This window comes from Cryobacterium arcticum, from assembly GCF_003185895.1.
GTDB lineage: Bacteria > Actinomycetota > Actinomycetes > Actinomycetales > Microbacteriaceae > Cryobacterium > Cryobacterium arcticum.
Window position 1 is genome coordinate 553,359 of sequence record NZ_QHLY01000012.1, and the last position, 18,722, is coordinate 572,080.

The 18,722-nt window shown below is 68.1% G+C and carries 18 protein-coding genes; 14 read left to right on the forward strand and 4 right to left on the reverse strand.

Annotated elements, in window-relative coordinates:
• The first annotated feature begins 109 nt into the window (after positions 1–109).
• From lepA to hemW, 3 genes are read left to right on the forward strand one after another with little or no spacing between them, the layout of a single operon-like run.
• Positions 110–1,963, forward strand: a complete 1,854-nt coding sequence (gene lepA / locus CTB96_RS12275) for a translation elongation factor 4 (RefSeq protein ID WP_110127174.1) — start codon at positions 110–112, stop codon at positions 1,961–1,963.
• 4 nt (positions 1,964–1,967) lie between these two features.
• The gene (locus CTB96_RS12280; RefSeq protein WP_110127175.1) at positions 1,968–2,615 is read left to right on the forward strand and encodes a DUF1990 domain-containing protein; all 648 of its coding nucleotides are present in this window, start codon (positions 1,968–1,970) and stop codon (positions 2,613–2,615) included.
• The gene (hemW, locus tag CTB96_RS12285) at positions 2,615–3,841 is read left to right on the forward strand and encodes a radical SAM family heme chaperone HemW (protein ID WP_110127176.1); all 1,227 of its coding nucleotides are present in this window, start codon (positions 2,615–2,617) and stop codon (positions 3,839–3,841) included. The genes CTB96_RS12280 and hemW overlap by 1 nt, the downstream gene beginning before the upstream one ends.
• A gap of 257 nt (positions 3,842–4,098) precedes the next feature.
• Here hemW and CTB96_RS12290 read toward each other — a convergent pair whose 3' ends face one another.
• The 3 genes from CTB96_RS12290 to CTB96_RS12300 all read right to left on the reverse strand — a co-directional run bounded on the left by CTB96_RS12290 (position 4,099) and on the right by CTB96_RS12300 (position 7,312).
• A complete protein-coding gene (locus CTB96_RS12290) occupies positions 4,099–5,988 on the reverse strand; it encodes an HNH endonuclease signature motif containing protein (RefSeq protein ID WP_110127177.1) in 1,890 nt (629 codons plus the stop codon).
• Positions 5,989–6,441: 453 nt separating this feature from the next.
• Positions 6,442–6,816, reverse strand: coding sequence for a DUF4870 domain-containing protein (locus CTB96_RS12295; protein WP_110127178.1), 375 nt, complete (start codon positions 6,814–6,816; stop codon positions 6,442–6,444).
• Positions 6,817–6,910: 94 nt separating this feature from the next.
• Positions 6,911–7,312 carry a DUF4870 domain-containing protein gene (locus CTB96_RS12300; RefSeq protein ID WP_110127179.1) on the reverse strand — a complete coding sequence of 134 codons (402 nt, stop codon included), beginning with the start codon at positions 7,310–7,312 and terminating at the stop codon, positions 6,911–6,913.
• A 166-nt stretch (positions 7,313–7,478) separates the two neighbouring features.
• On the opposite strand from CTB96_RS12300, the gene hrcA reads away from it, so the two are divergent.
• The 8 genes from hrcA to era all read left to right on the forward strand — a co-directional run bounded on the left by hrcA (position 7,479) and on the right by era (position 14,553).
• Complete coding sequence (gene hrcA, locus CTB96_RS12305) at positions 7,479–8,498, forward strand: heat-inducible transcriptional repressor HrcA (RefSeq protein ID WP_110127180.1); 1,020 nt, start codon at positions 7,479–7,481, stop codon at positions 8,496–8,498.
• Between the two features lie 59 nt (positions 8,499–8,557).
• Positions 8,558–9,664, forward strand: a complete 1,107-nt coding sequence (gene dnaJ, locus CTB96_RS12310) for a molecular chaperone DnaJ (protein ID WP_110127181.1) — start codon at positions 8,558–8,560, stop codon at positions 9,662–9,664.
• A gap of 8 nt (positions 9,665–9,672) precedes the next feature.
• On the forward strand, positions 9,673–10,419 hold the full coding sequence (locus CTB96_RS12315; protein ID WP_110127182.1) for a 16S rRNA (uracil(1498)-N(3))-methyltransferase: 747 nt from the start codon (positions 9,673–9,675) through the stop codon (positions 10,417–10,419).
• A gap of 18 nt (positions 10,420–10,437) precedes the next feature.
• On the forward strand, positions 10,438–10,800 hold the full coding sequence (locus tag CTB96_RS12320) for an HIT domain-containing protein (protein ID WP_110127183.1): 363 nt from the start codon (positions 10,438–10,440) through the stop codon (positions 10,798–10,800).
• 64 nt (positions 10,801–10,864) lie between these two features.
• Positions 10,865–11,878, forward strand: a complete 1,014-nt coding sequence (locus tag CTB96_RS12325) for a PhoH family protein (RefSeq protein ID WP_248283480.1) — start codon at positions 10,865–10,867, stop codon at positions 11,876–11,878.
• Positions 11,875–12,342 carry an rRNA maturation RNase YbeY gene (ybeY, locus tag CTB96_RS12330; RefSeq protein WP_110127185.1) on the forward strand — a complete coding sequence of 156 codons (468 nt, stop codon included), beginning with the start codon at positions 11,875–11,877 and terminating at the stop codon, positions 12,340–12,342. Before CTB96_RS12325 ends, ybeY begins: the two co-directional genes overlap by 4 nt.
• Positions 12,339–13,667 carry a hemolysin family protein gene (locus CTB96_RS12335; protein WP_110127186.1) on the forward strand — a complete coding sequence of 443 codons (1,329 nt, stop codon included), beginning with the start codon at positions 12,339–12,341 and terminating at the stop codon, positions 13,665–13,667. The genes ybeY and CTB96_RS12335 overlap by 4 nt, the downstream gene beginning before the upstream one ends.
• Positions 13,651–14,553, forward strand: a complete 903-nt coding sequence (gene era, locus CTB96_RS12340) for a GTPase Era (protein WP_110127187.1) — start codon at positions 13,651–13,653, stop codon at positions 14,551–14,553. The genes CTB96_RS12335 and era overlap by 17 nt, the downstream gene beginning before the upstream one ends.
• Here the strand turns inward: era and CTB96_RS12345 are convergent.
• On the reverse strand, positions 14,550–14,984 hold the full coding sequence (locus tag CTB96_RS12345; RefSeq protein WP_110127188.1) for a PPOX class F420-dependent oxidoreductase: 435 nt from the start codon (positions 14,982–14,984) through the stop codon (positions 14,550–14,552). The two genes, era and CTB96_RS12345, sit on opposite strands and share 4 nt — an antisense overlap.
• An 88-nt stretch (positions 14,985–15,072) precedes the next feature.
• On the opposite strand from CTB96_RS12345, the gene CTB96_RS12350 reads away from it, so the two are divergent.
• From CTB96_RS12350 to CTB96_RS12360, 3 genes are all read left to right on the forward strand, one after another.
• Positions 15,073–15,942 (forward strand): ketopantoate reductase family protein, encoded by an 870-nt coding sequence (locus CTB96_RS12350; protein ID WP_110127189.1) that lies wholly within the window; start codon positions 15,073–15,075, stop codon positions 15,940–15,942.
• A 124-nt stretch (positions 15,943–16,066) separates the two neighbouring features.
• Complete coding sequence (locus tag CTB96_RS12355) at positions 16,067–17,995, forward strand: sensor histidine kinase (RefSeq protein WP_248283359.1); 1,929 nt, start codon at positions 16,067–16,069, stop codon at positions 17,993–17,995.
• Entirely contained in the window at positions 17,992–18,681 is a 690-nt protein-coding gene (locus CTB96_RS12360; RefSeq protein WP_110127190.1) for a response regulator, read from the forward strand. The genes CTB96_RS12355 and CTB96_RS12360 overlap by 4 nt, the downstream gene beginning before the upstream one ends.
• Positions 18,682–18,722: the final 41 nt, after the last annotated feature.

Genomic DNA, 18,722 nt, shown 5'->3' on the forward strand with positions numbered 1-18,722 from the left:
GCCCAGCCTAATTCGGCCCGCTGCAGGGGGCATCCGTCGAATGGTTGACCGTTCGACCGGCCGTGCGGGTCACACCGGCGCTCGAGGGCATGGGAGAATTGGGCCCATCATGTCACCGAGAGCACTCCAGGCGCTGGAACCGGCCGCCACCGCCCCCGCGTTCATCCGTAACTTCTGCATCATCGCGCACATCGACCACGGCAAGTCCACGCTGGCCGACCGGATGCTGCAGATCACCGGCGTCGTCGACGACCGTTCCATGCGCGCCCAGTACCTGGACCGCATGGACATCGAACGCGAACGCGGTATCACCATCAAGAGCCAGGCCGTGCGCATGCCCTGGGAGATGGACGGCCAGACCTACGCGCTGAACATGATCGACACCCCGGGCCACGTCGACTTCACCTACGAGGTCTCCCGTAGCCTGGCCGCGTGCGAGGGCGCCATCCTGCTCGTCGACGCCGCCCAGGGCATTGAAGCCCAGACGCTGGCGAACCTGTACCTGGCGCTGGAGAACGACCTCACCATCATCCCGGTGCTCAACAAGATCGACCTGCCGGCCGCGGACCCCGACAAGTACGCCAAGGAGCTGGCCAGCCTGATCGGCGGCAGCCCCGACGACGTGCTGCGGGTTTCCGGCAAGACCGGCGTCGGCGTCTCCGAGCTGCTCGACCGCGCTACCAGCCTCATTCCCGCGCCGGTCGGCGACCCCAACGCTCCGGCCCGCGCCATGATCTTCGACTCGGTCTACGACAGCTACCGCGGCGTCGTCACCTACGTGCGCATGATCGACGGGCAGCTGAGCCCCCGCGAGAAGATCCAGATGATGTCGACGCGGGCCACGCACGACATCCTCGAGATCGGCGTCACCAGCCCGGAGCCCACGCCCAGCAAGGGCCTGGGCGTCGGCGAGGTGGGCTACCTGATCACCGGCGTGAAAGACGTGCGCCAGTCCAAGGTCGGCGATACCGTCACCACGGCCGCGAAGCCGGCCACCGTTGCGCTGCCCGGCTACACCGAGCCCAAGCCCATGGTCTTCTCCGGTCTCTACCCGATCGACGGCAGCGACTACCCGGCCCTCCGCGAAGCCCTCGACAAGCTCAAGCTCTCGGATGCGTCGCTGGTCTACGAACCCGAAACCTCCGTCGCCCTCGGCTTCGGCTTCCGCTGCGGCTTCCTGGGTCTCCTGCACCTGGAGATCATCACCGAGCGCATCGACCGGGAGTTCAACCTCGACCTGATCACCACCGCTCCGAGCGTGATCTACGAGGTCACCACCGACGACAAGAAGACCGTCACGGTCACCAACCCGAGCGAGTTCCCGAACGGCAAGATCGCCGTCGTGGAGGAGCCCATCGTCAAGGCCGCGATCCTCGCCCCCAAGGACTACGTCGGCGTGATCATGGAACTCTGCCAGGGGCGTCGCGGCACCCTGCTCGGCATGGAGTACCTCGGTGAGGACCGGGTCGAGATCCGCTACACCATGCCGCTGGGCGAGATCGTGTTCGACTTCTTCGACCAGCTCAAGAGCAAGACCGCCGGTTACGCGTCGCTGGACTACGAGCCGATCGGCTCGCAGGAGGCCGACCTGGTCAAGGTCGACATTCTGCTGCAGGGCGAGCAGGTCGACGCGTTCAGTGCCATCGTGCACCGCGACAAGGCTTACGAATACGGCGTGCTGATGACCGGCAGGCTCCGCAAGCTCATCCCGCGCCAGCAGTTCGACGTGCCCATCCAGGCCGCCATCGGCGCCCGCATCATCGCCCGCGAATCGATCAGCGCCATCCGCAAGGACGTGCTCGCCAAGTGCTACGGCGGTGACATCTCCCGTAAGCGCAAGCTGCTCGAAAAGCAGAAGGAAGGCAAGAAGCGCATGAAGATGGTCGGCCGGGTCGAGGTTCCGCAGGAAGCGTTCATCGCCGCGCTCTCGGGCGACGAGCCGCCCAAGAAGGAAAAGAAGTAGCCGGATGCGCCGTTCGACCTTCACCGACGCAGCCGTCACCTACGCCGCCATCGGCGGCACCCTCGCGCCTGACCTGATGCGGTACCCGCCCAAGGGCCACCGTCCGCTCGAGCGCACCGTTCGCCTCGGCAGCGGCGAGGAGCGGTTCCGGGTGGCGACGACGGCGCTGATGACCTGGGGTATCCAGCGCGGTAGCGGCATCGACGTCACCGATCTCGATGCCGGCACCGGCGTGCAGTACACCGGCATCGTCTTCACCGAGGAGGGCACCCCGGCGGCCAACCAGGAGCACCCGGTGAACGAGGCCACCTTCGCCGACGACGGCACCCCGTTCATCAGCAACGGCATGACCGCCGTACTCAAGATCCCGAACGGCCCGTTCACCGTTGAAGCCCCGGTGCGGGTCGTCTACGTGATCGACGAGGCAGACAAGATCGGTTTCGCCTACGGCACCATGCGCGGCCACCCGCAGAACGGCGAGGAGTGCTTCATCGTCGACCGTCGCCCCGACGACTCGGTCTGGCTCACCATCCGGTCGTTCTCCCGCCCCAGCACCTGGTACTACCGGCTGGCTTGGCCGTTCCTGCGTTTTCAGCAGGAGCGCTACACCCGCCGTTACCTGCTCGCCCTGCACCCCGTCGGAATGGGCTGATGGCCGGACCGCATCCGGTCGGCGATCCCGCCCCGCTGGACGGACTGATCCCGGCCTCCGCCGCAATCGGCGCCACGGAACGTGACTTCGGCGTCTACCTGCACGTGCCGTTCTGCAAGGTGCGCTGCGGATACTGCGACTTCAACACCTACACCGCCACGGAGTTGCGTGGCGTGAAGCAGAGCGACTATGCCAGCCAGGCGATTCTCGAGGTCGAGGCCGCCGCGCGCATCCTCGCCGAATCCGGAGTGCCCGTCCGGCCGGCCGCCACGGTCTTCTTCGGCGGTGGTACCCCCACGCTGCTGCCGGCTGACCACCTGGTGCGGATGCTCCACTCCGTGCGAGACACCTTCGGCATCGTGCCCGGTGCCGAGATCACCACGGAGGCCAACCCCGACTCCGTGGATGCGGCCTACCTGCGCCAGCTGGCTGAGGCCGGGTTCACCCGGGTGTCCTTCGGCATGCAGTCCGCGGTTCCCCGCGTGCTGGCCACTCTCGAGCGCACCCACGATCCCGAGCGGGTTCCGCTGGTGGTGCAGTGGGCGCGTGAGGCGGGGCTGGACGTGAGTCTGGACCTGATCTATGGCACACCGGGGGAGACCATCGAGGACTGGCAGGCCAGTCTTTCGCAGGCGATCAGCCAGAAGCCCGACCACATCAGCGCCTACTCCCTCATCGTGGAGGACGGTACCAAGCTGGCCAGGCAGATCCGCCGCGGCGAGCTCGTGCAGCCCGACGAAGACCTGCAGGCCGACTTCTACGAACTCGCCGACAAACGCCTGGAAGAGGCCGGTTACAGCTGGTACGAGGTGAGCAACTGGTCCACGGACGAGGCGCACCGCTCCCGGCACAACCTGTCGTACTGGCGCAGCACCGACTGGTGGGGCGTCGGCCCCGGCGCGCACAGCCACGTCGGCGGGGTGCGCTGGTGGAACGTCAAGCACCCGGCGGCGTACGCCGACCGGATCCTGGCCGGGCATTCCCCGGCGGCAGGTCGCGAGACCCTGGACGCGGCTACCCGGGAGACCGAGCGGGTGCTGCTGCTGACCCGCATCCGCGAAGGCATCCCGGTGGCAACCCTGTCGAAGCTGGGCCGCCGGGAGGTCGCCGGTCTGATCGCCGACAAGCTCATCGACGCGAGGGCCGCCATCGGCGGCAACATCGAACTGACCCTCACGGGCCGGCTCCTCGCGGATGCCGTCGTCCGCCGCCTCCTCACCGACTAGGGCGCGCGCCCCAACCTGTCGATGTCGGCAGCACGTACCCCGTCGCCGGTCGAGCTTGTCGAGACCTGGTGGGTCAGTTTGCGGTTCGTCCCCTCCGTCGGTCGAGCTTGTCGAGACCTCGTGAGTAATCCGTCAGTAGTTCCCGCGTCTGGCGATCTGGTCGACGTCGTGCTGCGTCTGTCGACGCAAACCTCGCGAGCGAACCCAGGTATCGAGACTGGTCGCCGGGTCTAGACAAGCTCGACCTGCGGCAGCGGCTATTCGGGTGGTCTTCGGGTGCGTGGGTCGTGCGCCCGGTGCTTCTCGGGGGTGCGCCACTTCCCGGTGGGGTCGACCCAGTAGGGTGCTTTCACCTGTGGCATGCCCTGGACCATCCGGATTTTCCAGCCGGTGCTGCTGGTGATGGTGTGGTGGTGGTACCAACACAGCAACACCCCGTTGTCCACGTGCGTTCTACCGCCGTACTGCCAGGGTTCGACGTGGTGCACTTCGCACCATTGCGGTGGGCAGGTGCAGCCCGGGATGATGCAGCCGCCGTCCCGGGCGGTGATCGCTTTGCGTTGCAGCGGGGAGAAGCAGCGGGCTTTGCTACCGAGGCCGAGGACGGCGCCGTTGCCGCCGAAGAAGATGGGTTGCATGCCGCCGTTGTCGATCATCTGATTGATGCCCTTCATCGAGATCGGCCCGTCCACCCCGTCGATCCAGCCCACGCCGGAGTTCTTGAGCAGGTCGGTCGCGTTGACGTGCACCATCACGGTCGGGGGCATGCCGCCCATGGTCGGGGTGCGGGGATCTTGGGCGACCTGGGTGAGAATGCCCCGCAGAATGTCGGCTCGTTTCTCCCCGCCGGTGCGTTCGTCCAGGATTTCCCCGGGGATCAGTTCGCCGGCTTCGATGCGCTGCTGGTCCTCCGCGGAGGGGAACTTCACGGCGGTGCGGGCTGACTGGTAAGTGTTGAACAGGTTCTGCATCACCCCTTTGAGGTCCGGGGTGACGCCGCCGCGGAGCGGGTAGAGGCCGTCGCGGAGTTTGCCGAAGGAGAACGACGACTTCGCTTCGAGCAGCGGCGCGTTCGGCGCGACCCCGTCGGGGTTCAGGAACGCCTGCCAGGCCGGCGTCATCGCCTGGATGTGGTCGGCGCCGAGGACGAACAGGTCGGAGTCGCCCAACCGGCACACCGGGCCGGCCCCAGCCCCGCTCCCAGGCCCGGTTGCGGTCACGTCTGCTCCGCCGTCGGCGTCGGTGATGGGGCGTCCGTAGCGGGATCCGGTGGCGTTTTCGACCAGGGTCGCTTCCGCGATGTGCACCTGCGCTTGATCGGCGTACCGTCGGCCGTGCACGGTGTAATCCGCCAGGGCTTTGACGATGACTGCGGCAGATTCGACCCCGAGTTCCCCGGCAGTGAGGGCGGCGGCCACGATCGGGAACACCGGTTCCTGCGCGCCCATCGTGCTCATCCGCGGGCACACCTTCTCGCCCAGGGTGATGCGGCGTTTCATCTCCGCATCCGAGCAACGCGTCAACCGGGTCAGTAAGTCCAGGTCCCGGGTGGCACCCAACCGCCACGCCAGCGACTCCCGGCCCAGCAACCGGCGAGCCCGGTACGCCACCACGGTCGCAGTGGTCACCCGGGCGGCGTCCACCGGCCGGCCCACGTTCTCCACCACCTGCGTCAACGCGACCAGTTCGGCATCGTTGACCGTGTCCACGTCGATGGACGCCATCACCGCCTGAATCGTGCGGGCCGCATCCGCCAAGACCTTCACTTTTTCCCCGAACGGCCCGGCGAGCACGCGTTGCACGGCGGGCAACTCGGTGGGCTCCTGCCATACCGGCTGCGGCTTGCCGCGCCGGGCACCGGCATCGCCGACCCCGGGCCAGCTCCCGTCGGGCGCCGCATCCGCTGTGCTGGGTGATGCGTCGGTGCTGCCGGCGGTGGTGCCAGAGGTGGCGGCAACGGTCGAGGTGAGCGGCGCCGTTATCTCGGGTGCCGGGCCGGCGAGGCCGGTGTTCCAGTCCAGCGCGCTCTGGTCATCGGAGATTCGGCCGTCGGAGCTCCGACCGCTAGCGCTCGGGCCACGCGAGTTCGGCCCGGTGGGAGTGTCTCCCATCGGTGGGGTGGAGCCTTTCTGGAGTTCTTCGTCCATACCCCCATTCTCCCACGAATCGTCTCTTTGTGTGAGAATATGTCACCTTATCCACAGGGCAAATTCAGAAGTTTCTTCCCCTGCTGGCTCGCTCACAAGAGCTCAGCCCGGGCATCCGCTGACCGTCGCGTCGATTCGGGACTTCGCAGAGTTTTGCCGCCGAATGACTACGCGAAAACCGGAAACGAGCGAAGCGGAAGCGCGTTGTCGGCCAGCATGGGGCGTCGTTCCCGTTCAGAGCCGCGGGAGGACTAGATGCCGGCTGCGCGGGGTCTCGACGAGCTCGACCAACGAGGTGGGAGCGCCTCGCAGGCTGGTGCGCGGGGTCTCGACGAGCTCGACCAGCGCCACGGGAGCGAACCGGGGACACCCTCAGGGGGCTCGCCGCGTGCGGGCAAAAAAAGGGGCGCGCAGAGCCAGTGGCTCCGCGCGCCCCAGGCGCAGGGAAAACGCCTAGTTGAGGAACTTGATCGTCAGCGGGTAGCTGTACCACTCGCCCTTGTTGGCAGCGATGGCGGCCATGATGCTGAAGATGATGTTCAGGATCCAGACGGCAGCCAGGATCAGGAAGCCGATTCCGATGATGGTGAGGATTCCACCGACGAACCCGGCGATGGCCAGCGTGATCTGGAAGTTCAGCGCGGTGGCGCTGTGAGCGCGGATGAACGGACCGCGGTCCTTGAGCACGATGTAGCCGATCAACGCAGGCAGGAAGCTGAAGAGGATGCCGCCGATGTGGATCAGTGTGGCCCACAGCTTCTCGTCAGCAGGGCTGAGCTGGCTCGGTTGCTGATATGGGGTGGCGGGGGGAGGCGTTGCCTCTGACATGGAATCTCCTTCGTGGACTCCCGGCGGGGCCGGGTGGTGTCGGGTGTCGCTGTTCCCAGCGTAGCGCTGGCGCGCCCCTTCCGGCAGGGACAAACTAGCTGATCAGGCGGAGAGCGAAGGGGTACCGGTACGGCCGGCCCTCCCGGGCGCTGAGGAAGCCGAGAACCGAGAAGATCGAGCCGATCAGCCAGAGCACCCAGCCCAGTGAGAACAGGCCGGACAGCAGCCCGAAGGTGACCAGGCTCAAAACCGTGGACAGCACGTTGATCGCGACGTAGCCGATCAGCAGAGTGATCTGGAAGTTCAGCGCTTCCTTGCCCTGCTCGTTGGTGAACGCCCCACGGTCCTTGAAGATCAGCCAGATGATCAGGGACGGAGGGAAGGAGAGGATGCCGCCCAGATGGGCCAGTGACGCCCACTGGCGGTCCTGTTCTCCCGTCAGCGGTGGGCCGGCGGTGGGCCCGTTCGACGGTTCCTGGCCGGTGGGATAACTCATGACAATGCCCTTCGGTGAACGCTCGGAGTCAGTCTTGCCCCCACGCTACTGCGCGAAATCGTCCGGCAGCAATGGGTATCGCCGTCACCCGCGATATGATTAGCAGTCAAACAATGAGAGTGCCAGCAATTTGGGGCACCACCGGGCAAGAGGGAGGCGATCGATCATGGTGTCTGATCGCAGTCTCGAGGTGCTCCGGGTCATCGTGCAGGACTATGTGGCATCCCGCGAGCCCGTCGGCTCCAAATCCATTGTCGACAGGCACGCCTTCGGGGTGTCGGCGGCGACCATCCGGAACGATATGGCCCTCCTCGAGGAGGAAGAGCTCATCATCGCCCCGCACACGTCGTCGGGGCGCATTCCCACCGATAAGGGCTACCGGCTCTTCGTCGACCACCTTGCCGACCTGCGACCCCTCACGGGTGCGCAGCGTCAGGCCATCGAGGTCTTCCTCGGCCAGTCCGCCGACCTGGACGAGGTGCTCGCCCGCAGCGTGCGTCTCCTGTCCCAGCTCACCCACCAGGTCGCCCTGGTGCAGTACCCCTCGCTGTCCCGCGCCACGGTGCGCCACATCGAGCTCGTGCCGCTCAGTGACACCCGGGTGTTGTCGGTCCTGATCACGGACTCGGGCCGGGTCGAACAGAGGGTGATCGAGCTGCCACGTGCGCTCGACGTCGACGCCCTCGCTGCCCTCCGCTCCCGGCTCAATTCAGTGGTCGGAGGCCTCAGCATGAGCGAGGCCGCCACCGCCCTCACCGGCCCGACCGGACTCGGCCCGCCCGAGTTGCAGGACCTGATCGACCTGATCACCTCGACCCTGCGCGACCAGGTCGGCGCCAACCGGCAGGACCGCCTCGTGATGGCCGGTGCCGCGAACCTGGTGCGTACCGAAGACGACTTCACCGGCAGCATCTACCCGGTGCTCGAGGCCATCGAAGAGCAGGTGGTGCTGTTGCGCCTGTTCGGTGAGATGGCCACAGACCAGCACGGCGTCTCGGTGAGCATCGGCCGGGAGAACGCCCCGTTCGGGCTCGGCGAAACGTCGGTGCTCACCAGCGGGTACACCTCGCACGGTGACGCGGCCCGCCTGGGCGTGCTCGGCCCGACCCGGATGGACTACTCCAACAACATGGCGGCCGTGCGTGCCGTCGCCCGCTACCTTTCGCGCCTGCTCGGCGAGAACTAGTCGGCCCCTTCACCTTTCCGACACGACTTCCACACCCAAGAACCCGAGGAGAGCCAGCTTTGGCTGACCATTACGAAGCACTCGGCGTCGCCCGCGATGCCACCACCGATGAGATCAAGAAGGCGTACCGCAAGCTCGCCCGCCAGCTGCACCCCGATGTGAACCCGGGTGCGGAAGCCTCCGAGCGGTTCAAGACCATCACGCACGCCTACGACGTGCTCAGCGACCCGAAGCAGCGCCAGAACTACGACCGCGGCGGCTCGGGCTCCAGTCAGGGTGGCGGCTTCGACGCCGGCAACTTCGGCGACATCTTCGAGACCTTCTTCGGCGGGGGAGGCGGCGGCAGTCGTGGTCCGCGGTCCCGCCGCGAACGTGGCCAGGATGCGCTCATCCGGGTCGAACTCGACCTCGACGAGGTCATCTTCGGCACGCACCGCGACATCGAGGTGGACACCGCCGTGGTCTGCGCCACCTGCAACGGCTCCTGCTGCCAACCCGGCACCTCCCCGGTCACCTGCGACATCTGCCACGGCACCGGCAGCATCCAGCGCGCCGTGCGCTCCCTGCTCGGCAACGTCATGACCTCGAGCCCCTGCGGCTCCTGCCGCGGCTACGGCACCATCATCGCCACGCCCTGCGTCACCTGCCAGGGCCAGGGCCGGGTTCGCGCCCGCCGCAGCGTGCCCGTCGACATCCCCGCCGGCGTCGACACGGGCCTGCGCCTGCAGATGCCCGGCTCGGGAGAGGCCGGCCCCGCCGGCGGCCCGAATGGCGACCTGTACCTCGAGATGAAGGTGCGCCATCACGACGTCTTCAGCCGCGACGGTGATGACCTGCTCTGCACGCTCGAAGTGCCCATGACGGATGCCATCCTCGGCTCCGCCGCCACCATCAAGGCGCTCGACGGTGACATCGAGCTGGAACTGCGCCCCGGCGTGCAGGCCGGCGAGATCCTCACCGTCAAGGACCGCGGTGTCACGCGCCTCCGCGGCAACGGCAGAGGCGACCTCCGGGTCGGTGTACAGGTGCTCACCCCCACCAAGCTCGATCACAAGGAACGCGAATTGATCGAAGCCTTCGCCGCCAGGCACAAGGTTCCCGCTCCCGCGCTCAGCCAGTTCCAGCAGGGCCTGTTCGCGAAGCTCCGCGACCGGTTCCTCGGCTAAGAGACCCAGTGGCGCATTTCTTCCTCTCGGAGACCCTCGACACCGGCAGCACGCCGGTGGTCGTGGGGGCGACGGTGTCGGTGACCGGCGCCGAAGCCAAGCACGCCGTCACCGTCAGCCGCGTGCGCCCGGGCGAGACCCTGCTGCTCGGCAACGGTGCAGGCCTGGTGCTCGGCGTCACCGTGGTCTCGGCCGCACCGGCCGAGCTGGTCGTGCGCGTCGACTCGGTCACCCGCACCCCGGCGTCCACGCCCCGGATCGTGCTGGTGCAGGCGCTGGCCAAGGGGGACCGCGACGAACTCGCGGTGCAGGCCGGCACCGAACTCGGTATCGACGCCGTCATTCCGTGGGCCGCCGCCAGGTCGGTGGCCCGCTGGGACGGCGTCAAGATCGCCAAGGGCCAGGCGCGCTGGGCCGCGATCGTGCGGGAAGCCAGCAAGCAGTCCATCCGGCCCTGGCTGCCGGAGGTACTGCCGCTGACCAGCACCAAGCAACTCGCCCAGCTCGCGGCCACCAGCCGGATGCTGCTGCTCGAGCCCACCGCATCCGCCCGGCTCACCGCTATCGGCGCGCCGAACGACGACAGGGACATCGTGCTCGTCGTCGGGCCGGAGGGCGGGATCGCGCCATCGGAACTCGACATCCTCGAGCAGGCCGGCGCCACCCGGGTGAAGCTGGGTGACACCGTGCTGCGCACCTCCACTGCCGGTCCCGCGGCGGTGGCCATCCTCAACGCAGCCCTCGATCGCTGGTAGTTCGCTTAAGATAGAGATATGGCTTCCCCCGGTGCAGAACCCTCCATCTTCAGCCGCATCGCCGCGCGCGAGATTCCGGCGACTATCGTGGCGGAAACCGACCACATCATCGCCTTCAACGACATCGCGCCCCAGGCGCCGGTGCACGTGGTCGTGACCACCAAGACCGAGCAGTACCAGAACGTCGGCCAACTCGCTGCGGCGGATCCGGCGCTCCTGGCCGAACTCGTGGCGGTCGCCGAACGGGTGGCCCTTGAGCACTGCGACGGCGAATACCGCCTGATCTTCAACACCGGCGCGTCCGCCGGCCAGACCGTTTTCCATGTGCACGCCCACGTGCTCGGCGGCGTTCTCGAGGAGGGTACGCTTGCAGCCCACTGACCCTGAGACCACCGGGGCCGCGTCGCTGCCCGCCGTACGCAAACTCCTCGTCGACGGTGTCGCGATGGTTCGGCTGCTCGGACCGCAGGATCGCTTCCTCAGCACGATCGAGAAGGAATACCCGGCCGTCACGGTGCACGTGCGCGGCAACGAGGTCACCCTGACCGGCCCGGCCGCCGGCGTCGATGCCGTGGTGCGGCTGGTCGAAGAACTGCAGCTGCTGCTCCGCACCGGCGCGAACCTCGGCGAGGCCGAAGTGAGCACCTCGGCGCGGATGCTCGACGCCGACAGCTCGTCGAGCCCATCGACGGTGCTCGGCCAGGCGATCCTCACCTCCCGTGGTCTCACCGTGCGGCCCAAGACGCTCGGACAGAGCGACTACGTCAACGCGATCGATGAGAACGCGATCGTCTTCGGCATCGGCCCGGCCGGAACCGGCAAGACCTACCTCGCCATGGCCAAGGCCGTGCAGGCCCTGCAGCGCAAGGAGGTCGACCGCATCATCCTCACCCGGCCGGCCGTCGAAGCCGGCGAACGCCTCGGCTTCCTGCCCGGCAGCCTCACTGACAAGATCGACCCGTACCTGCGCCCGCTCTACGACGCCCTGTTCGAGATGATGGACCCCGAGCTGGTTCCCAAGCTCCTCGCCGCCGGCACGATCGAGGTGGCGCCGTTGGCCTACATGCGCGGCCGCACCCTCAACTCGGCGTTCATCGTGCTCGACGAGGCGCAGAACACCACGCCGGAGCAGATGAAGATGTTCCTCACCCGGCTCGGCTTCGGCTCACAGATGGTCGTCACCGGCGACATCACCCAGGTAGACCTGCCGGCCGGAGCGAGCGGATTGCGTCTGGTGACCCGCGTGCTCGACGGCATCGACGACATCGCCTTCGTACGATTGACCAGCGCAGACGTCGTGCGCCACAGCCTTGTCGGTCGCATCGTCGATGCGTACACCGAATACGACGCGCAGAAGCAGGCCCAACGCTACGAAAGCGAACAGGCCCGCGACTTCGCCGCCCGCGCTCCGCACCAGGGGAATCCGCGCGATCGCACCCCGAAACGGAGATCCAGTTGAGCATCGAAATCAACAACGAGTCGGCCATCCCGGTCGACGAGGCCGCCATCCAACGGCTGGCGGCCTTCGCCTTGGACACCATGCACGTGCACGCCGACGCCGAACTCGCGATCGTGCTCGTCGACGAGGGCGCCATGGAACAGCTGCACGTGCAGTGGATGGACGAGCCGGGCCCCACCGATGTGCTCAGCTTCCCGATGGATGAACTGCGCCCCGGCACCGAGGACGCCCAGACCCCACCGGGCCTGCTCGGCGACATCGTGCTCTGCCCCCAGGTGGCGCAGGGCCAGGCGGAGACCGCCGGCCACAGCACCCTCGACGAACTGTTCCTGCTCACCGCGCACGGAATCCTGCACCTACTGGGCTTCGACCACGCGGAGCCCGAAGAAGAGAAGGAGATGTTCGGCATCCAGCGCGACATCCTGATCGGCTTCGCCATGCAGGAACGACGCCGCCCCCGATGATCGTCGGGTGGTTCCTCACGGCCGCCATCCTGCTCGTCGCATTCGGCGGGCTGATGGCCGCCGTCGACGCCGCGATCACATCGCAATCCCGGGCTGACATCTCCGAGCTCGCAGTCACCGCACGGTCCAAGCGGTCCTTGCGCGCCATCGCGGCCGACACCGGCGCGCACCTGAACGCGATCAACTTCGTGCGCATCATCGCGGAGACGACTGCAGCCGTTCTGGTCACCCTGGTCTTCGCCACCACGATCGACCAGATCTGGTTGGCGCTGCTGCTGTCCGCCCTGCTGATGACCGCAGTGTCGTTCGTGCTGGTCGGGGCGAGCCCGCGCAGCGTCGGCCGGGCGCACCCGAAGAACCTGCTGTTGCTCACGGCCGTCCTGGTGCACTTCCTGCGGGTACTGCTCGGCCCGGTCGCGAACGCGCTCGTGGCCCTCGGCAACCGGGTCACCCCCGGCCGCAGCCGCCTGGCCACCTTCACCTCGGAGGACCAGCTGCTGAGCATGGTCGACGAGGCCACCGAACTCGATGTGATCGAGGAAGACGACCGGGAACTCATCCACTCGATCTTCGAGTTCAGCGAAACCGTCGTGCGTGAGGTGATGATCCCGCGCACCGACATGGTCACCGTCGACGCCGACTCGAGCGTCGGCGCCGCCATGGGCCTGTTCCTCAGCAAGGGCTTCTCCCGGGTGCCGGTGGTCGACGGCGAGGTCGACGACGTCATCGGCGTGCTCTACCTGCGCGACGTCGCCCGGCTGGTCTACGAACGGCCGAAGAACCTCGAGACGCTCACGGTGCGTGACCTCGCCAAGGCCGCCCAGTTCGTGCCCGAATCCAAGAAGGCGGATGCGCTGCTGCGTCACATGCAGCTCGAATCCAACCACCTCGCCATGGTCGTCGACGAGTACGGTGGTATCGCCGGACTGGTCACGCTCGAGGACCTGATCGAGGAACTCGTCGGCGACATCTCCGACGAGTACGACCGCGACGTCGTCGAAATCGAAGACCTGGGCAACGGCCGGTTCCGGGTGAGCGCCCGTCTCCCGGTCGACGAACTCGGCGAACTCTTCGACCTCGACCTCGACGACGACGAGGTCGACTCGGTCGGCGGACTCCTCGCCAAGGCGCTGGGCCGACTGCCCGTCGCCGGGTCGGAAGCCCGCACCAGCGGCCTCATCCTCACCGCCGAACGCACAGAGGGCCGCCGCAAACGAATCAGCACAGTGCTGGTTGAACCAGACAAGGCGTTGAAAGACGCACAGTCCGCATTCCTCGGGATGCCGGACGCCGAAGGAGCACACGGACATGACAACAGAACCTGATTTCCGAGCGGGGTTCGTCTCCTTCGTCGGGCGCCCTAACGTGGGCAAGTCGACGCTGACGAATGCCCTGGTGGGAGAGAAGGTCGCGATCACGTCGTCGAAGCCGCAGACCACCCGCCGCGCGATCCGAGGCATCGTGCACCAGAAGAACGGCCAGCTGATCCTGGTGGACACCCCCGGCATCCACCGGCCCCGCACGCTGCTCGGCGAGCGCCTGAACAGCCTGGTGCAGTCCACCCTCAGCGGTGTCGACGTGGTGGGCCTGTGCATCCCGGCCAACGAGCCGATCGGCCCCGGCGACAAGTTCATCAACGAACAGCTCGACAACTTCCCCCGCGCCAAGAAGGTGGCCATCGTCACCAAGATCGACCTGTCCTCCAAGACCAGCGTCGCCAACCAGCTCCTCGCAGTGTCGCAGCTGCGCGACTGGGAGGCGATCGTGCCGATCTCGGCGACCAGCCACATCCAGCTCGACATCCTCAGCAACGAGCTGCTGCGCCTGCTGCCGCTCAGCGACGCCCCGCTCTACCCCGCGGATGCCGTCACCGACGAGAGCCTGGAATCGCGCATTTCCGAGTACATCCGCGAGGCCGCTCTCGAGGGCGTCACCGACGAACTGCCGCACTCGATCGCCGTCACCATCGACGACATCATCGAGCGCGACGACCAGGAGCTGGTGGAGATCTACGCCAACCTGTTCGTCGAACGTGACAGCCAGAAGGGCATCATCATCGGCAAGTCCGGCAGCCGGCTCAAGGACGTCGGCATGCGGGCGCGCAAGCAGATCGAGCCGCTCGTCGGCAAGCGGGTCTTCCTGTCGCTCCGGGTCAAGGTCGCCAAGGAATGGCAGCGCGACCCGAAGCAGCTGGGCCGCCTGGGCTTCTAGGCCGGCGGGGCGCTGATCCTCAGCAGCACCCGCTGCTTCGCGCCTGCCTTGCCGAGGCGTTCGATGAACAGGAACACCCGGTACTCCAGCTTGTACTTGGCTCCGAACACCTCGGTGAGCCGGTCGCGACTCTGGTCGTCGTCGGCGATCACCGCACTGCCTGCGACGGCGACGGTGCCGGGGGAGACCGCACCCATCCTGGAACAGGGCTGCAGGGCCACTCGGGCGTTGTTCCGCAACCGCTTCACCTTGCCGGACTCTTTCGGCGTCGTGACGATCAGATCGTTCCCGTCCCGGGCGATCCAGACCGGCGTCGACACCGGCTCGCCGCTCTTGCGGTAGGTGGTGAGCGAGACGAATCTCTCGTCGGCGAGGCTGAGGAGCGCGGCCGTGGCGTCGGGCGCGGCGGCGGAGGCGGGGGATGTGGGCATTGCAACACCTTAGGCGGCGAGCGAGCACGCGACAATAGAACCCGGCGAGCTCTCGCCCGAAGGAGGAACTCCATGTCTCAGGTACCGAATGTCTGACCCGGTCATCGCCGTTCTGGGCGTCGGAGCGGTGGGCGCGGTGCTCGCCGCGCAGTTGCACCGAGCCGGCATCGACGTGGTCGCCGTCGCCCGGCCGGATACGGCCGAGCTGATCCGCACCCAGGGCCTCACGATTCGCAGCCACCACTTCGGTGACACCGTCTGCCGACTGCCGGTGGTCACCAGCGTTCCGGCCGGAGCCCGGGTGATCGTGGCTACCAAGGCCACCGCTCTGCACGGCGTGCTCGCTGCTCTCGGCGCGGCCGGGCCCACCGAGGTGGTCACCCTGCTCAACGGCATCGAGCACATGGCGCCGATCCGCGCGAACGCGCCCACGGCCCTGGTGGCCGGCGCCTCTGTCGCCGTCGAATCGACTCGGCTCAGCCCCACCGTGATCGAACACAAGAGCCCGTTCTTCCGCCTCACCGTGCCTGGCACGGCGGCGGAGTCCGGCATCGTCAGGGCCTGGACCGCCGCGGGTCTCGACGTCACGGTGGGCGGCACCGAGCAGGAGGTGCTCTGGGCCAAACTGCGTTTCCTGGCCCCGATGGCGCTGCTCACCTCGTTCTGGCGGCTGCCGCTCGGGCCGGCTCTCGAGCACGAGCCGGCTCTCACGGCGGCTCTGCTGGCCGACGTCGCCGCCATCGCGAGCGGCGACGGCGTTCCCACGGATGCGGAGCAACTGGCGCGCGCCCTGGCCAAGCTCCCGCCCGGCATGCGTTCCTCGTTGCAGAACGACCTGGATGCCGGAGTGCCCAGCGAGCTCGACGCCATCGGCGGCGCTCTCGTACGCCGGGGAGGCTCACTCGGCGTGAGCACCGAGACCGTGCAGCGCCTGGTCACGCAGCTCGCTGAGCGGTAGACGGTCACCGGCCGGCAGCCCTCCCGGCCGGCCGGGTACATCGCTCGGATGATTTCGGGTGCCCCAGGGATGATCCGCTTTTCGGATCCCCGTCCCGGCGCAAACGGAGCCGTACGCTGGACGGATGGCGGTTCAGGACTTCTTCACGCGCACAGCGCGCTACCGCTGGGCCTTCGAACCCGCGCTCGGCCTCCTGGTCGCCGTGGTCTGGGGGAGCATCGCCATGACGACGGCGTCGTACGGCTCGCTCCTGGTGGTCTGGTTGTTCGCCATCGCCGTTGCGCTGTGCCGGCTGTCCCCGCTGTCCGCCCTGGCTGTCGGCGCCGTCGCCAGCGTCGCGAGCGCCGACCTGCTCTTCGGCCAGCCGGCCACGATGACGCTGTTGTTCACCAGCGGATGCCTGGTCACCTGGGGCGCAAGCCTGTACGGTCGGCCCGTCGCGCGGTACCTCGCGCTGGCCGTCGGCCTGATCGTCGGACTGCTGTTGACGTTCCTGCTGGTACTCCCCGTCCTCGGGACCTCCGCACCCGGTATTGACGCCGTACTCCGCTTCTTCATCGACCTGGGAGCCAGGCTCGCCGCGGCGCTCCTGGCCACCGGCGTGCTGGTCGCCGGCTGGGTGGGCGCCATGGTGTTGCGCGGTCGCGCGGACCGCCGCGCCGCCGGGGGGAACCCCGATGCCGGTCGGGCGCTCTCCACGCCCCTGGTCGCAGAGGCCTGGTTGATGAGTGCGCCGGGCACAACCTCGACCGGGCCCGTGTCGTTCAGTGGCCGTCCGGGATTCCGGCCGGTGTCGCGGCGCATCATCAGCATCGACGCCGGCATCGCCGGCGCGTTCTTCCTCGTCGGACTGCTGCTCGATGCGCGCAGCAGCATCGCGACCCTCCTGGTGTTGCTCGGGTTCACCGCGGCGCTGGCGGTGCGCAGGCTCTCGCCCGGCCTGGCCCTCACGATCGCCTGGATCACCGCCCTGTCCCAGATGCTGGCGGGTCTGTCGGTGCTCGGCAGCGACCTCGCGGTCCTCGCCGTGCTGTACGTCACCGCGGCCTACGCCGACCGGATCGTGCGCTGGGCCGGACTGGTCTCTGTCGGTGTCGGCGCCCTGCTCTCTGCCGGGTACCTCGCCATCGCGCAACGCGGGGCCGCCTCCCTCGGCGACGCGGTCGCGCAGGGCGCCGTCGCCGGCCTGGTCTGGTCGTTCGTGGCCACCTTCGTCTCCAGTCTCGCCGTCCTCGGCCTGTCCTGGACCCTCGGCCTGTTGATGCGCACCTGGAAGACCGCGAGGGATGGCCGGCTCACGCAGTACAGGGCCGTCGAGGAACAAAGACTGGCCCAGCGCAACGTCGTGGTCGAACAGGAACGCAACCGCATCGCCCGCGACATGCACGACGTCGTGGCGCACTCCCTGGCCGTCGTCATCGCCCAAGCCGACGGTGCCCGATACGCCAGGGCCCAGAATCCAGAGGCCGTCGACGAGGCCCTGACGACGATCTCCACCACGGCCCGGGATGCGCTCGGCGACGTGCGCATCCTTCTGGCCCGCCTGCGCCAGGACGTTGCCGACGGCCCGCAACCGGTGCTCGCCGACCTCGACCGCCTCGTGGCTCAGATGCAGAGCACCGGGCTCGACATCGAGTGGACCACAAGCGGTACGCCCACCACCCTCGGCTCCGGCGCCCAGCTCGCGGTCTACCGCATCGTGCAGGAGGCCCTCACCAACGCCCTCCGGCATGGCGACGCCGGTCGGGCGGTATATTTGAGCCTCGCCTGGACCGACGGATGGGTCGCCGTGACGATAGACAACGCTGTACGCACCAACCCGGTCGCCGACGCCTCCGGCGAACTCGGCCACGGCCTGCCCGGAATGCGGGAACGGGCCCTGCTGGCCGGCGGATCGCTCGCCGCGGAGTCGATCGGGGGCCGGTTCATCGTGGCGGCGCGCCTGCCGGCGATCACCACCAACGCTCTCGTGCGGCCCGCCGCCGGCACCGTGCTCTACCCACCCGTGCCTCAGCCCACCGTGGTCGTGCCCGGCACCGGGGCCGGCGCATGAGCGACGTGCACCAGGCGGATGCCCCGCGCATCCGGGTCGCCCTGGTCGACGACCAGGCCCTGTTCCGGGCCGGGATCCGCATGCTGGTCTCCTCCCAGCCCGACCTCGAGTTCGTCGGCGAGGCCGGCAACGGCGCGGCCGGCGTCAGCATGGCCGCGGCCGTGCACCCCGACGTGATCCTGATGGACATCCGCATGCCCGTGATGGACGGCATCGACGCGACGGTCGCCATTCTCGCCGCCGCCGAAGAGGCCGGCGGCACGCCACCCCGCATCGTGGTGCTCACCACCTTCGAACTCGACGAGAGTGCCAGCCGTGCCATCCGGGGAGGAGCCAGCGGGTTCCTGCTGAAGGATGCCGACCCCGAGTTCCTGCTCGCCGCCATCCGCACCGTGCACGCCGGCAGCGCCGTCATCGCCGCCTCCGCCACCCGCGAACTCTTCGCCCACTTCGACGCGCCGGAACCCGCGCAGGAAGAACCTGAGGCATTCCGCACCCTGACCAGCCGGGAGCGAGACATCTTCGCCCTGGCCGCTCTGGGGCTCAGCAACGCCGAGATCGCCGCCGGTGAGTTCCTCAGCGAGGCCACGGTCAAGACCCACATCAGCCGCATCCTCTCGAAGCTGTCGCTGCGCGACCGGGTGCAACTCGTGGTCTTCGCCTTCCAACACCGGCTCACCCAGTAGCCGTCCGGATGACACGGCGCGGCATCCGGATCATCCTCTGG